The 12,798-nt window shown below is 66.8% G+C and carries 13 protein-coding genes; 5 read left to right on the forward strand and 8 right to left on the reverse strand.

All coding sequences use genetic code 11. The features are described from left to right. Positions 1 to 35 precede the first annotated feature (35 nt). The 7 genes from QFZ70_RS15620 to QFZ70_RS15650 all read right to left on the reverse strand — a co-directional run bounded on the left by QFZ70_RS15620 (position 36) and on the right by QFZ70_RS15650 (position 7,156). Entirely contained in the window at positions 36 to 1,421 is a 1,386-nt protein-coding gene (locus QFZ70_RS15620; RefSeq protein ID WP_307096899.1) for a PfkB family carbohydrate kinase, read from the reverse strand. Further along, the gene (locus QFZ70_RS15625) at positions 1,418 to 2,146 is read right to left on the reverse strand and encodes an SIS domain-containing protein (protein ID WP_307096900.1); all 729 of its coding nucleotides are present in this window, start codon (positions 2,144 to 2,146) and stop codon (positions 1,418 to 1,420) included. Before QFZ70_RS15625 ends, QFZ70_RS15620 begins: the two co-directional genes overlap by 4 nt. Next, positions 2,143 to 3,396, reverse strand: coding sequence for a glycosyltransferase (locus QFZ70_RS15630; RefSeq protein WP_307096902.1), 1,254 nt, complete (start codon positions 3,394 to 3,396; stop codon positions 2,143 to 2,145). Before QFZ70_RS15630 ends, QFZ70_RS15625 begins: the two co-directional genes overlap by 4 nt. Next, on the reverse strand, positions 3,393 to 4,427 hold the full coding sequence (locus QFZ70_RS15635; RefSeq protein ID WP_307096903.1) for a glycosyltransferase: 1,035 nt from the start codon (positions 4,425 to 4,427) through the stop codon (positions 3,393 to 3,395). Before QFZ70_RS15635 ends, QFZ70_RS15630 begins: the two co-directional genes overlap by 4 nt. Then, entirely contained in the window at positions 4,424 to 5,512 is a 1,089-nt protein-coding gene (locus tag QFZ70_RS15640) for a glycosyltransferase family 9 protein (protein ID WP_307096904.1), read from the reverse strand. Before QFZ70_RS15640 ends, QFZ70_RS15635 begins: the two co-directional genes overlap by 4 nt. Beyond that, positions 5,512 to 6,048 (reverse strand): HAD-IIIA family hydrolase, encoded by a 537-nt coding sequence (locus QFZ70_RS15645; protein WP_307096906.1) that lies wholly within the window; start codon positions 6,046 to 6,048, stop codon positions 5,512 to 5,514. The genes QFZ70_RS15640 and QFZ70_RS15645 overlap by 1 nt, the downstream gene beginning before the upstream one ends. 166 nt (positions 6,049 to 6,214) lie before the next feature. Then, positions 6,215 to 7,156 (reverse strand): sigma-70 family RNA polymerase sigma factor, encoded by a 942-nt coding sequence (locus tag QFZ70_RS15650; protein WP_307096907.1) that lies wholly within the window; start codon positions 7,154 to 7,156, stop codon positions 6,215 to 6,217. Between the two features lie 146 nt (positions 7,157 to 7,302). On the opposite strand from QFZ70_RS15650, the gene QFZ70_RS15655 reads away from it, so the two are divergent. Further along, positions 7,303 to 8,358, forward strand: a complete 1,056-nt coding sequence (locus tag QFZ70_RS15655) for an NAD-dependent epimerase/dehydratase family protein (RefSeq protein WP_307096909.1) — start codon at positions 7,303 to 7,305, stop codon at positions 8,356 to 8,358. Between the two features lie 63 nt (positions 8,359 to 8,421). Here the strand turns inward: QFZ70_RS15655 and QFZ70_RS15660 are convergent, their stop codons facing one another. Then, positions 8,422 to 8,967 (reverse strand): hypothetical protein, encoded by a 546-nt coding sequence (locus tag QFZ70_RS15660; RefSeq protein ID WP_307096910.1) that lies wholly within the window; start codon positions 8,965 to 8,967, stop codon positions 8,422 to 8,424. A 187-nt stretch (positions 8,968 to 9,154) separates the two neighbouring features. Between QFZ70_RS15660 and QFZ70_RS15665 the strand changes: the two genes are divergently transcribed. From QFZ70_RS15665 to QFZ70_RS15680, 4 genes are all read left to right on the forward strand, one after another. Then, the gene (locus QFZ70_RS15665) at positions 9,155 to 10,117 is read left to right on the forward strand and encodes a hypothetical protein (protein ID WP_307096912.1); all 963 of its coding nucleotides are present in this window, start codon (positions 9,155 to 9,157) and stop codon (positions 10,115 to 10,117) included. Next, the gene (locus QFZ70_RS15670) at positions 10,117 to 10,548 is read left to right on the forward strand and encodes a phage holin family protein (protein WP_307096914.1); all 432 of its coding nucleotides are present in this window, start codon (positions 10,117 to 10,119) and stop codon (positions 10,546 to 10,548) included. The genes QFZ70_RS15665 and QFZ70_RS15670 overlap by 1 nt, the downstream gene beginning before the upstream one ends. Beyond that, a complete protein-coding gene (locus QFZ70_RS15675; protein ID WP_307096915.1) occupies positions 10,545 to 11,240 on the forward strand; it encodes a DUF3618 domain-containing protein in 696 nt (231 codons plus the stop codon). The genes QFZ70_RS15670 and QFZ70_RS15675 overlap by 4 nt, the downstream gene beginning before the upstream one ends. Positions 11,241 to 11,350: 110 nt before the next feature. Next, positions 11,351 to 12,535: a YihY/virulence factor BrkB family protein gene (locus tag QFZ70_RS15680; protein WP_307096917.1), complete on the forward strand. Its 1,185-nt coding sequence runs from the start codon at positions 11,351 to 11,353 to the stop codon at positions 12,533 to 12,535. The last annotated feature ends 263 nt before the right edge of the window (positions 12,536 to 12,798 follow it).

A 12,798-nucleotide genomic window follows, 5' to 3' on the forward strand; every position in this document is an offset into this window, starting at 1 on the left:
GTTGCCAGCTGTCGGGGTTGGCTGACCTGGCCGGTTCAGCTGACCTTGGCGAGGGCATCTGCCAGGCCGGTGGTGGATCGGGCGGGGTGGTACGGCACGGTGAGGCAGCGTCCGCCCCAGCTCTCCACGAGAGCGGCCTCCGGCAGGCTGGCGCCCTTGTAGTCGCCGCCTTTGACCCAGATGTCGGGACGCAGGCGTTCGAGGGCTGCCTCGGGGGTGTCTTCGTCGAAGACCATCACGGCGTCCACGCATTCCATGGCGAGGAGCAGTTCGGCCCTGTCGTGCTGGCCGATGATAGGACGCTCCGGACCCTTCAACCGCCGCACGGAGTCGTCCGAGTTGAGGCAGACGATCAGGCAGTCGCCCAGCTCCCGGGCGGCGGCCAGGGACCGGACGTGCCCGGCGTGCAGCAGGTCGAAGCAACCGCCGGTGGCCACCACCTTGCCGCCGTTTTCCCGCACCGCACGGGCAAGCAGCAGGGGGTCGTTGACGCGCGGCTTTGCCTCTGCAGGCTCCGCGCCGGTGTCGGGAAGGGCGGACACTCCGCCGTTTGCGAGGAAGTCTGCGGCGTCATGGACGGCGAGTTCCGCGGCTTCGGCAAGGTCCCGGCCCGCCAGAAGATGGACGGCGAGGCTGGCTGCGAGCCGGTCGCCTGCTCCACAGGGATCACCGGCTTCCACCCGCGGTGCCGGAATGGCCTGGGGGCTCTGGTCCCGCCGGCACAGGACAGCGCCCTGTTCGCCCTTGGTGACCAGGACAGCCTGGCTGCCCCACTCCTTCAGCAGAGCCCCGCCAACTTCGGCCGCAGGATCCTTCCCGGCAGTCTTTCCGGCGTCTTTCCGGCTCCGCGCCTGCACGGCCTTTTGGGCTTCAGCCAGGTTGGGCGTCACCACGGCGACTCCCGGCACCGGATCCGGCCCGGCGGGGTGCGGGTCCCACACGATGGGCACGTGGCCAGCAAGCCGGGCCAGGAGCTCCCGCAGCTCCGGGTTCGCCGCCAGTCCCCGGCCGTAGTCGGCAACAATTATCACTCCTGCCTTCTCCACCTCGCGGAGCATGGCCGGACTGACCTCGGGGACGGGGGCCTTGTCACAGCCCTGGTCGAAACGGACCACCGGATGCGAACCGGCGCGGACGCGGGTCTTGACCGGCGAAGGATGGCCGCTGGGACCTGCCACGAGCCGCACCGCGGCCAGGTGCGCTTCAAGCTGCCGGCCGGCGTCGTCATCGCCCAGGACCGTGACCAGCGTGACGGGCCAGCTGTCCTCGGCGAGCATCCGGGCCACCAGCCCGGCCCCGCCGGCACGGCGCTTGATGCCGGACACATCCACCACGGGCACCGGCGCGTCGGGACTCAGCCGGGTTGCTTCGCCGGAAAGGTCCACGTCCAGCATCACATCGCCCACCACAACGATCCTCATGCGCGGCCACCCCGCTGCTGCAGGCCCTGGTTCTGAAGACTCCAGGCGTCGGTGGAACTGTGCCGCGCCACTTCCAGGTCAAAGGCCCGGCAGATCGCGTGCAGGGCGATGAGGTGGCCTTCCTGGGCGTTGGCGTTGAGGGCGTCAATCATCACAGCCTGGTCGCAGGCATCGGCCAGCGGATTGGGACCGGCTCCGGTGAGCGCCCACGTGGTCACATTCAAGCGTGCGGCAACCTCGGCTGCCCGCAGCAGGTTGGGACTCTTGCCGCTGGTGGACAGGAGAATCAGCACGTCGCCGGACCGGCCGTGGGCCCGCACCTGGCGGGCGAAGACATCGTCATAGCCGTAGTCATTGGCGATGGCGGTCACCGCTGAAGACTCCGCGTGGAGCGAGATGGCGGAGAACGGAACCCGCTCGCCGTCGAACCTGCCCACGAGTTCCGCCGTGAGGTGCTGGGCTTCGGCGGCTGAGCCACCGTTGCCGGCGGCGAGAAGGCGCTGGCCGCGGAGCAGGCGCTGGGCCAGCTCGACACCCCATGCCGCAAGCCGGCCGGACTGGCTCCGCAGCGAGTCAAGGGCCGGTACGACGTTATCCAGGTGGATGCGCACCGCTTCCGCACTGTCCGGGCCCACAAAGGCGGCACCCGGCAGCACAGCGGGCAATGCCTCAGGTGTTGCCAGAGTTTGCAGCTCACTTTCGCGCACGGACGATTCCGCAGTCATAGTGCCGCTCCTTCCATGGGGACAACGCCGGCGGCAGCGCCGGCCACCGCGAGCTGATAGGCCTTTTCGGTTTCGGCCGCCACCCGGTCCCAGGAGTACCGGGTGCGGGCGCGCTTCTTGCCTGCGCTGCCAAGCTCGGCGCGCAGCGCGGGGTTCTCCAGCAGCAGGGCCAGCGCGGATGCGATGGCCTCGGGGTCCCGCGGCGGAACGTGCAGGCCGGTTCCGTGGTCAACCACTGTGTCCCGCAGGCCGCCCACAGCGGCAGCAACCATGGGGACGCCGCAGGCCATGGCCTCCAGCGGGACGATGCCGAAAGGCTCGTACCAGGGCGCGCACACCACGGCGTCGGCGCTGCGGAAAATTCCGGGCATCTCGCCGCGGGACACCTGCCCCTGCAGGCTCACCTGGTCCGCAACATCCAGCTCCGCTGCAAGGTCCATCAGGCGGCGCACTTCGGGGTCGGCATGGAGCGCACCGGAGTCTCCGCCGCCACCCACAATCAGGAGTTCGACGTCGTCGAAGCCCGCAGCGCGCAGGTACGGGAGCGCCCGGATCACCAGGTCCACGCCCTTGCGCGGCACCAGGCGGCCCACCGAGAGGATGCGGTGGGTGCGCTTCCTGGCGGCGACGGGGCCCTCTGCGGAAAAGAAGCCGAGGTCCACGCCGCAGGGGGCGATGGAAATCTTTCCCGTGTTGATGCCCATGGCTTTGAGTTCGAACACCTCATCGGAGCAGGTGGCCACGATGCGGTCCGCCGAGCGTCCCACGCCGGGCTCCAGCCAGCGGCGCTCCAGCGGGCTGGTGTCCTCTGCGCCCTGGTGCCGCCGCTTGACGGTGCCCAGTGCGTGGAAAGTCTGGATGACGGGCACCCGATAGCCCTGGCCGGGCCGCCGGGCAGCATCCAGCGCGGCGAGGCCTGACATCCAGAAGTGCCCGTGCACCACGTCCGGCGGCCGGTGGCTCCAGTCCCTTGCCACGCCGTCGGCAAGTTCTCCCATGTAGGGCAGCAGGTCGTCCTTGGGAACATGGCTCGCCGGGCCGGCGTCCACGTGGACCACTTCGAGGCGGCTCCCCACCCGGACCCTCGCAGGAAGCTCCTTTGCATCCCTGCGCGTGTAAACAGTCACGTGGTGGCCACGCTTAGCCAGCGCTTCGGACAGCGCGGCTACGTGCACGTTCTGCCCGCCGGCATCCACCCCGCCCAACGCCGCCAGGGGACTGGCGTGCTCGGAAATCATGGAGATCTTCATGGGGTCTTCCTCTCCCGCGCCGGAACAAGGATCTTCTCGTCCCGGCGGTCGTTGTCAGAGTGCCGGGGCCGGCCGCCCAGGTCCGCCAGGAGCTCATCCCAGCGGTCCTGGAACTTGCCCAGGCCGTAACGTTCCAGTGCCGCCTCGCGGGCGGCAACGCCCCGCCGTCGGGCTTCATCCGGATCGGCGACGAGCCGCCGCGCGCAGCGGAGCAGCTCATCTACATCGGCGGAAACGGCGCCGGCCTCCGGCGGCACCGCCCGCGGCGCTTCGGTCGTCGCCAGCGCAACCACCGGCATCCCCAGGTGCATGGCCTCCAGCAGGGACAATCCGAGTGAGGTCCAGCGCATGGGGTGCACATAGACGCGGCAACGGGCCAGTTCGCGGTGCAGCTGTTGGGTCTTCAGGTCACCGCGTACCGTCAGCCGGGACTCGTCAATCCCCGCGGCGGCGGCCAGGCCGTCCGTCTTCATGCCGAAGACCTGCAGCGGCGCCACTGAGGCGAAGGCGGGCAACAGGTCGGTACCGGTGACGCGGCCGCGGCGGATGGGCTCGTTCACCACTACGCCCAATTCCGGCAGTTCCCCGGTGTAGAGCCGGCCCGGGTCCGGAATTCCGTGTTCGATCACCAGGCTGCGGGCGGAGCCGTTGTCCCAGGCGAGCTTGTTAAAGTGGGTCACGTGCACCAGGGGGATGCGGTCCTGGTCCGCGAGCGGGTGCCGGGCAAAAGGAAAGTCCACTTTGGGGGTGTTGTGTTCGAGGTACACGGCGGGCAGGTCAACGCCAGGCCGGCGGCCCAGCAGCCGGGCAACTTCCTCAATTTCCTCAGGGCGTTGCAGGACGACGGCGTCCACGGCGTCTGCATCCAGCGTTGCCAGGTCCACCTCCCGCACTGACGCAGGCCAGTCCCTGCCGGCACGGCCAAGCCCCCACGCACCACCTTCGGGCAGGACGGGAAGGAGGTACTCGTGACGGCCGCGGACGAAGGCGTCCGTCCAGGAACCGTGGACGTGCCAGAGCAGGATTCTCATCTGTTGCGGGCCTTTCTACGGGTGCTGACGTGGGTGCTGAAGGAGCTGACTCCGCCGATCAGGCGTTCTACGGCCGCCACCACTTCCTCAGGCGACACGGAGTCAAGGCAGGGGTGGCCGGGAACGGGGCAGACACGGGCACGGGTCATTCGGCAGGCGGCGTTCTGGTCGCCGAGCAGTTCCAGAGACACCCCGTACGGCGCCCAGCGGATGGCAGGGACGACGGGGGAAAAGAGGCACGCAACGGGTGTACCCACGGCTGCCGCGAGGTGTGCGGGGCCCGTGTTGCCGGTAACCACCGCGTCCGCCCCCGCCATGACTCCGGCCAGGGTATGGAGGTCTGTGCGCCCGCCAAGGTCCAGGGCGGATGGGCCTGCGACGGTGGCAGTCAGCGAAGTCTCCCCGGGACCACCGGTCACCACAACACGGTGGCCCGCGCCCTGGAGGAGTTCGACGGCGGCCGCATGGTGCAGCGGCGGCCAGGCCCTGGCGGGCACGGCGGCTCCCGGGTGGACCACCACATAGGGGTCCTCCCCCACCAGTTCACGGACGTCCGGGACGGACGTGAGGCGGAGTTTTCCGTCGTCGCCTTGCGGGAGGCGGAATCCTCCTGCCTCGGCGATGCCCAGCGCGCGTTCCGCTTCGGGCTGGTCCTCCGGGAAGTCTTCGCCCGGCTTGAGCCGGACATCAAGCAGGGAGCCTGCGTAGTCGGTGGAGGCTCCGGTGATTCGTTCGACGCCGGCGAGCCGGAGCAGCAGCGCCAGCGGCAGGGGCGACTGGTGGAAGGAGGTGAGGATGACGGCTTCGGTAATTCGAGAGTTCCGGACGTATTCGATCAGCCTGTCAGCGTGCGGGCCGGTCATCTTGGGCGCGGGGTTCATAATCCACGGGCTGTCCCAGCTGTAGACCTCTGCGGCGCCCGGCAACATACCCGCCGCTGCCTCGCCCTGCCGTCCGCAGAGCATCACCACATGGTTGGGCCGGCTGCCGTCCGGAAACCGCCCGTTTGCGACGGCCCGTACGGCGGGTCCGGCCAGGAGGACGTCGCCCATGCTGTCCAGGCGTGCCACCAGGACGCGGCCCATCAGGGCTGCTCCGACAGCAGCGAGACGGCCTCGGCCAGGTTCCGGGCCACCAACTGAGCCTCGGCCACTTCCTCGGCCCGGGTCACCGGCGTCGGCACCAGGACGCCGGTTGCTCCGGCCGCTTCGGCGGCACGGACGTCAGCACCGATATCGCCAATGAGCGCCGCCTCCGATTCCTGGATGCCGAGCCTGCGGCAGGCACTGTGCACCATTCCCGGTTGGGGCTTGCGGCAGGCGCAGCCGTCCTGCTCGGAATGCGGGCACACCTCCCACACATCGAAGGGGCCGAGCAGTTCCTCAACCCGGGCGTTGACGTCCGCCACGTCGTCGGCGGTGATCAGGCCGCGGGCAATGCCGGACTGGTTGCTGATGACTCCGGTTGCTATCCCGTCGGCGCGGAGTGCATCCAGGACTGCCTTGGCGCCGGGCATTGGTGTGACCAGGCCGGGGTCCCCGTTGTAGGGCACATCGACCACCAGGGTCCCGTCCCGGTCGAACAGGACAGCGCGGAGCTTGGAGGTTACGGAGCTTCCCATACCCTCACTGTTCCCCACTGCTGCTGCTCCTAAACAGGGGCTGCTGGTTTTCTCACCTTTCAGCTGGTGACGTCCCGGCCGCTTGAACAGCCAAGATAGGACTGCTGACGCTGTCCCCCCACCGTCCGAAGCCTGCTCCTGCAGCGGTTAGGCGGGCATTGCAGGGCTAGCTGCTCCTGACCCGCGAGCTGCCCGGGAGGGCAGAAACCTTGCCGGGAACTCCGGGGGCGGCCGTTCGGCGGGTTGGCCGGCCGGACGCCGTGGAACCGGTCGCACTCTCCTGTTCAGCACGGACACCGTCGCCCTGGCTACTGCTCAGGAGCCGGCGCTGGAGTTCGACGAGTACCCGGGCCAACCGCCGCGAAACCTGCATCTGCGACATCCCCAGCCGCTTCCCCAACTGGACCTGGGTTTCCTCACAGAAATAGCGGCGGTAGAGCAGTTCCCTGTCCGCGGCGTCCAGGTCCTGCATCGCCTCCCGGAGGCAGGCAAGGTCCTCCAGCCGTTCCAGGGGCGTCTCAGGGCACGCGAGCAGGTCGCCGATGGACGGCGCGTCACTGTGGGGGTTTGCAGCGTCCAGGGAGTCCGGATGCATGCTGCTGGACGCCGAAATGGCTTCCTGGACGTCTGAAGGATCTGTCCCGAGCTCCGAGGCCAGTTCGGCCACGCTGGGATTCCTGCCCAGGGACTGAACCAGCTCCGGTTCCACCCGGAACATCCTGGTGCGGAGGTCCTGGATGTGCCGCGGCGGCCGGACCACCCACGTGCGGTCACGCAGGTATCGCTTCAACTCCCCGGCGATGGTTGGAGCTGCGTAGGCGGGGAAGCTCTCCCCCTTGGACTGGTCGAAACCGCGGGCAGCCTTGACCAGGCCCAGATAGGCCACCTGGTTCAGGTCTGCCCGTTCCCGGCCCCGGGCTTCGAAGCGGGCGGCCAGGGCCTCGGCCAGGTCCAAGTAGCTCAGGACCAGGTCATTTTCAAAGGTCTCCCGCAGCCGCCCTGCCTTGGCGGCGGAGCGGTCGTCTTTCGGGGTTTCCAGGCACGGCTCAAGGCACGGCCCAGGGACAGGTGTCAGGTCCACGGCGAGCGCGGCAAAAGATTCGGGCATTGTCGTTGGTTCCCTCGGTCAGGTTCCGAAAGCCTGCGGCAAGACTTAGCCATAGGAAATCATAAGGTTGCTTATAAAACAATCCTTGGCGGCGCTAGGCTCGGCATGTAAGACGAACCGCACACCCCGGCCAAGGAGTCTTTTCCATGCACATCGCCGTTATCGGAGCCAGCGGAAACGCAGGAACAGCACTGCTGCGGAACCTGCAGGGCCAACTGTCCGGGAAGCCCGGAAGCCTGCAACTGACGGGGGTCAGCAGGCGCCTGCCCGACACCTCGCGGGCGCCTTATGCCGGCGTGGAATGGCACACGCTCGATGTCGGGTTGGAACGCGACCGCCCAAAGTTGGAATCAGCTTTGGCAGGAGTGGATTCCGTGGTCCACCTTGCCTGGCAAATCCAACCGAACCGGGACCTGGACCAGCTGTACCGGACCAACGTCACCGGAACAGCAAATGTCCTTGAAGCCGCGCGGAAGGCCGGCGTCAAGCAGATCGTCTGCGCGTCATCGGTTGGCGCCTACAGCAAGGCCTCCAAGGACCGGCGCACGGATGAGTCCTGGCCGGCGCAGGGCATGGCGGGCTCGCATTACAGCCGGCACAAGGCGGCGCAGGAAAAACTCCTGGACGAGTTTGCGGAAGCTGAACCAGGGATCACCGTCGCACGGCTTCGCCCCGCGCTCATCTTCCAGCGCGACGCCGGGAGCGAGATCGGAAGGTACTTCCTGGGGCCGGTGATTCCCCGGCTTCTGGCAAAGAGGCCCTGGCTTCCACTGCTCCCCGTTCCGGACAACCTGATTTTCCAGGCAGTCCATGCGGACGATGTTGCTGAAGCCTACTGGCGGGTCATCGACCAGAGGGCCTCCGGAGCCTTTAATGTTGCGGCCGAGCCGGTGCTCACACCCCAGGAAGTTGCCCGGATCGTTCAGGCGCGAAGAATCCTCCCCATCCCCATGGGCCTGCTCCACAAGGCAGTGGGGTTGGCCTGGCGCCTCCGGCTGATACCCACCGACTCCGGCTGGGTGGAGATGGCGGCGGGAGTCCCGGTTATGGACACCGGCCGAGCCCGCCGGATCCTGGGGTGGGAAGCGAAGACATCATCGGTAGCGGCAGTTCTTGACGTCCTGGCCGGCATAGGAATGGGGGAGGGAGTTGCTCCCTCCCCCGCCCTGGAGCCGAGGCGCGGCAACCCGCTTAGGAGCTAGGTGCCATGCCGCGGGTCAGCCAGTGCCGTGCGGCCTGCAGCCAGATTGCTGTCCCGCCTGCGGCTAGATGCCGGAACGCGGATTTTCACGATCCACATGTGAGCCGCCCTGGTTAGGATTGGCGCCACCATCGCTGCGTTCATCGCGGGCTCCGTCAGGGGCTGCGCCGCTGCGGGCATTGTCAGCAGCGTCGCGGGCCGCATGGGCGGAGTTCGTGGCGCCGCGGTCGGCGCCATCGCGGCTGCGGCCCTCGCGGTCCCGCTTGACGTCAGGGTCCAGCTCATCCGCTTTCCGCGTCCGTTCGTTCACGTCCTCGCGGAGCGTCTTGGCCTCTGTGGACTGCTGGTCTGCCTGCTGGCGCAGCCGGGCAGCTTCAACCTGCGCCTGCTCGGCGTCCGCCCTGGCGCGCGTCGCCTTCGCTTCGCGCTCCCGGGCATCGAGTTCCCTGGTCTCGGCCTCACGGCGGATTTCTGCGGCCTTCTCGCGATGCGCATCGTCCCGCTTTTGCTGTATTGCCTTTCGGCGCCGTCCTGTTGCGAGCAGCAGCAGCACAAGCAGCACCACCACAACTACGGCGATCAACACCCAAACCCACGGAGCTATTTCCAAATTACCCACCACTTCCACTTCGATGTGACCGGGCCGGCGGAAGCCATTCCGGCTGACATTTTTGGAACTGTTTACAACTCGCTTAGCAAGCGTACTTACCTTTTATTAGTAATCATGCTTATTATTTTAGGGCCAGTATCGCTGGTTCTTGATCAACAACCGGCCTTCTTGGAAAGAGAGAGCGAAGATGACAGAGAACCAATGGCCCGAGGATCCCGCTTACACGGCTCCGCCGGCCTCTACAGGAATTCCGGGCGAGCGAAGCGCCACCACATTCCCGTCCGCCGCCACTCCACCATATGGAGATGCCCCCGTCGGTGATACCTCCGGGTCATCCCGAAAGGAAGCAGCGAAGGAAGAAGCAGCTGATGTAGCACGCACCGCGAAGGGCTCCGCGCAGAATGTGGCCCAGACTGCAAAGGAAGAAGCAGTCCACGTCGCTTCCGAGGCTAAGTCCACCGCCCAGGACCTGCTGTCGCAGGCGAAGTCCGGGCTTTCCAGCCAGGCCGGCACCCAGCAGCAGAAGGCCGCCGACGGCATCCGGACCATCTCCAGCCAGTTGCAGAACATGGCGGATGCCCCCGACCAGCAGGGCGTCGCCAGCGATCTGATCCGCCAGGCTGCCCAGCGCAGCGAATCGGTAGCTTCCTGGCTTGAAAACAAGCAGCCAGGCGATCTGCTCGCCGAAGTCCAGCGGTTCGCCCGCAACAAGCCCGGCACCTTCCTCCTTCTCGCCGCTGGCGCCGGCGTCCTTGCGGGCCGGCTTACCCGCGGCCTCACCGGCGGTACTGCAACCTCATCCACCTCCGGCACTGCAGGACTTGCGGGCCAGTACTCCGGCAGCCCGTACGGCGACCAGTACACCGAGGGATACAGCCCCGCGGGCGGAACAGTCCCGCCTCCCCCAGTCCAGCTCCCCGGCCCGGCCACCACCACGGCGGGTTACGACGGCGGCGCTCCCGGCGCTGGTTACCCGGGGGCCGCACGTCCTGCCAGCCCGCTGGACAGCCCCCAACTGGTTGAAGAGCCCTGGTCCGGCAACCAGATCGCCGATGACCCACTTGGCGACCGCAGGCTTGCCGACGATCCGCTGGCGGACGATCCCCTCACCCGGGACCGCCGCGCCGGCGGGCAGTCAGGCGGACTCTGATGAGTAGTACTATTCCGGAGCCTGCTCCGAGTGAAGCGCATGTGAAGGCGGATAACGCGTCGCTGGGTGAGTTGCTGGGTGATGTGACCCGGGACCTGTCCACCCTGATGCGCCAGGAAGTCGAACTGGCCAAGGCCGAAGTGAAGCAGTCCGCCACCAAGGCAGGCAAAGGCGGCGGCATGCTCGCCGGCGCCGGCGTCGCCGGGCACTTCGTCCTGGTCTTCCTGTCCCTGGCACTCATGTTCGCCCTTGGCGCGCTGATGCCGCTGGGCTGGGCCGCCGTGATCGTCGCCGTGATCTGGGGCATCATCGCCGCGGTCCTGGCCTCGATCGGCCGCAAGGAACTCAAACAGATCAAAGGCATCCCCCAGACCAGCGAAACCCTTTCCGAGATTCCCCCAACCCTAAAACCAGGTGAGGTAAACCGATGAGCGATAACCCGGACGCAATCCGTGCAGACATTGAAGAAACCCGCGCCCGCCTGGGCACCAACGTGGACGCGGTCGCCGACAAAGTCACCCCCTCCAACATCGTCCACCGCCAAACCGACAAGGTAAAAGACGCCGTCGTCGGGGTGAAGGAGAAAATCATGGGAGCAGCAGACACCGCCAGCACCACCGTCCAGGACAAGGTCTCCTCGGCCACCTCCGGCGTCCAGGACAAAGTCTCCTCCGGTACCGGCCACACCGGGAACGCCCTGCACAGCACCGGCGACTCCCTCCACGGGGCCAAGGACAACGTCGCCGCCAAACTCAGCGACGCAGGCACCGCGATCTCGCACGCACCGGACCAGGTCAAAGCCAAAACCCAGGGCAACCCCCTGGCCGCCGGCCTGATCGCGTTCGGCGCCGGGATGCTCGTCTCGTCCCTGATCCCGGCCAGCCAAAAGGAACGCGAAGCCGCCCAGCAACTCAAAACCGCCGCCGAGCCCCTCGCCGGCAAGGTCACCGACGCGGCCAAGGACATGGTCCAGGACCTGAAGGAACCAGCCCAGGAAGCCATGGAAAGCGTCAAAGCCACCGCCGCCGACGCCACCCAAAACGTCAAAGCCGAAGGCCAAAGCGCCGTCACCGACGTCAAAGACCGCGCCACCGACGCCAAAACCAACGTCCAAAACACCTGACCCGCCACTCAACGCGGCACTAAAAGGCACGAGCACCATCTGAGAGGCCGGCCCCGCCCCCGCGCGGAGCCGGTCTCTCAGTTTTCGCACCCTTATCGAGAGGACACCCCATGGCCACTCCTGACGCATCCGAGAGCAGCACGGCCAAAGCAGGCCAGGCACCGGATCCAAACGACTCCCGGAAACCGGACAGCCCCAAGGACCTGGACAAGCCGAACTGGAAATACATCGCCAAGAAGACCTTGCGTGAGTTCAGCAAGGACCAGTGTCCGGACCTCGCTGCTTCGTTGACGTATTACGCCGTGCTGTCGCTGTTCCCGGCCATACTGGCACTCGTTTCACTGATCGGTATCTTCGGAGACCCGCAAAAAACCACCGATGCCCTGCTTCAGATCGTGAGCGGTTTCGCCCCTGCTGAGACGGTCAACACTGTCAGCGGAACGGTCTCGGAACTGGCAAACGCGCCGGCAGCAGGTTTGACCCTGGTCCTGGGCCTCGCCACCGCGCTGTGGTCCGCATCCGGTTACGTTGGTGCCTTCGGCCGTGCCATGAACCGCGTCTACGAAGTGGATGAGGGCCGGCCATTCGTCAAGCTTCGCGGCACCATGCTGGCGGTCACCCTCCTGTCGGTAGTCATCATCGCGATCCTGGCAGGCATGCTGGTGCTTAGCGGCCCTGTGGCAGAGGCTGTCGGCGGCCTGATCGGGCTCAGCGGAGTTTTCCTCACCATCTGGAATATCGCCAAGTGGCCTGTCATGGTGGCGCTCATCATCGTGATCATCGCCGTCCTCTATTACGCCACGCCCAACGTCAAGCAGCCCAAGTTCAAGTGGATGAGCCTCGGTTCGGGCATTGCCCTGTTCGTTTTCCTGCTGGCATCCCTGGGCTTCGGTTTCTATGTCGGCAACTTCGGAAACTACAACAAGACGTACGGCGCCCTGGGCGGCGTCATCGTGATGCTGCTGTGGCTGTGGATCCTGAACATGTCCCTGCTCTTTGGCGCTGAGTTCGACGCCGAAATGGAGCGCGGCCGCCAGCTCCAGGCAGGCATCGAGGCCGAAGAGACCATCCAGCTGCCGCCGCGTGACACCAAGAAGAGCGAGAAGCTGCAGAAGCAGGAGGACGAGGACATTCAGCACGGACGGGAACTGCGTGAGAAGTACAGCGCGGAAAACGGCGAGGACGGGGACTCTCACCAGAACGGTGACGAGGACCAGAAAAACGGCCAGCCAACGCAACCGCACCGCGACCGGGTACGGGACAAGCTGCGTGACCGCGGCACCACCCCGGAGTAGCCATATCGGGACCGTGGAGACGGCGTCCGGCAGGCGGTAGCCGTTGTTTCCGGGGACTAGGCAGGACCTTCAAGATGGGGGAAAATTGTCTTGGAGGTCCTGTTTGGGTTTCCCGGGTCAGCAGGGTGGCCCGGGGCGAAGGCGGGGTCGGCGGTGAGATGGCCTCTTCTGAGACCGAGGTCAGTCCCCCCAGTCGCCGTCGGCCCCCTCGAATCCAGCAAGGTGCCCCGGCTCAACTGGACAAAGTGAGCCTCACTGCCATA

It is taken from the genome of Arthrobacter sp. V1I9 (genome assembly GCF_030817075.1).
In the GTDB taxonomy this organism is placed as follows: Bacteria; Actinomycetota; Actinomycetes; order Actinomycetales; family Micrococcaceae; genus Arthrobacter.

Coding starts and splice junctions, on each gene's coding strand:
- QFZ70_RS15675 (WP_307096915.1), top strand. CDS start 10,545: ATGAGCGATAACCCGGACGCAATCCGTGCAGACATTGAAGAAACCCGC.
- QFZ70_RS15625 (WP_307096900.1), bottom strand. CDS start 2,146: ATGACTGCGGAATCGTCCGTGCGCGAAAGTGAGCTGCAAACTCTGGCA.
- QFZ70_RS15635 (WP_307096903.1), bottom strand. CDS start 4,427: ATGAGAATCCTGCTCTGGCACGTCCACGGTTCCTGGACGGACGCCTTC.
- QFZ70_RS15665 (WP_307096912.1), top strand. CDS start 9,155: ATGACAGAGAACCAATGGCCCGAGGATCCCGCTTACACGGCTCCGCCG.
- QFZ70_RS15650 (WP_307096907.1), bottom strand. CDS start 7,156: ATGCCCGAATCTTTTGCCGCGCTCGCCGTGGACCTGACACCTGTCCCT.
- QFZ70_RS15655 (WP_307096909.1), top strand. CDS start 7,303: ATGCACATCGCCGTTATCGGAGCCAGCGGAAACGCAGGAACAGCACTG.
- QFZ70_RS15620 (WP_307096899.1), bottom strand. CDS start 1,421: ATGAGGATCGTTGTGGTGGGCGATGTGATGCTGGACGTGGACCTTTCC.
- QFZ70_RS15670 (WP_307096914.1), top strand. CDS start 10,117: ATGAGTAGTACTATTCCGGAGCCTGCTCCGAGTGAAGCGCATGTGAAG.
- QFZ70_RS15640 (WP_307096904.1), bottom strand. CDS start 5,512: ATGGGCCGCGTCCTGGTGGCACGCCTGGACAGCATGGGCGACGTCCTC.
- QFZ70_RS15630 (WP_307096902.1), bottom strand. CDS start 3,396: ATGAAGATCTCCATGATTTCCGAGCACGCCAGTCCCCTGGCGGCGTTG.
- QFZ70_RS15645 (WP_307096906.1), bottom strand. CDS start 6,048: ATGGGAAGCTCCGTAACCTCCAAGCTCCGCGCTGTCCTGTTCGACCGG.
- QFZ70_RS15680 (WP_307096917.1), top strand. CDS start 11,351: ATGGCCACTCCTGACGCATCCGAGAGCAGCACGGCCAAAGCAGGCCAG.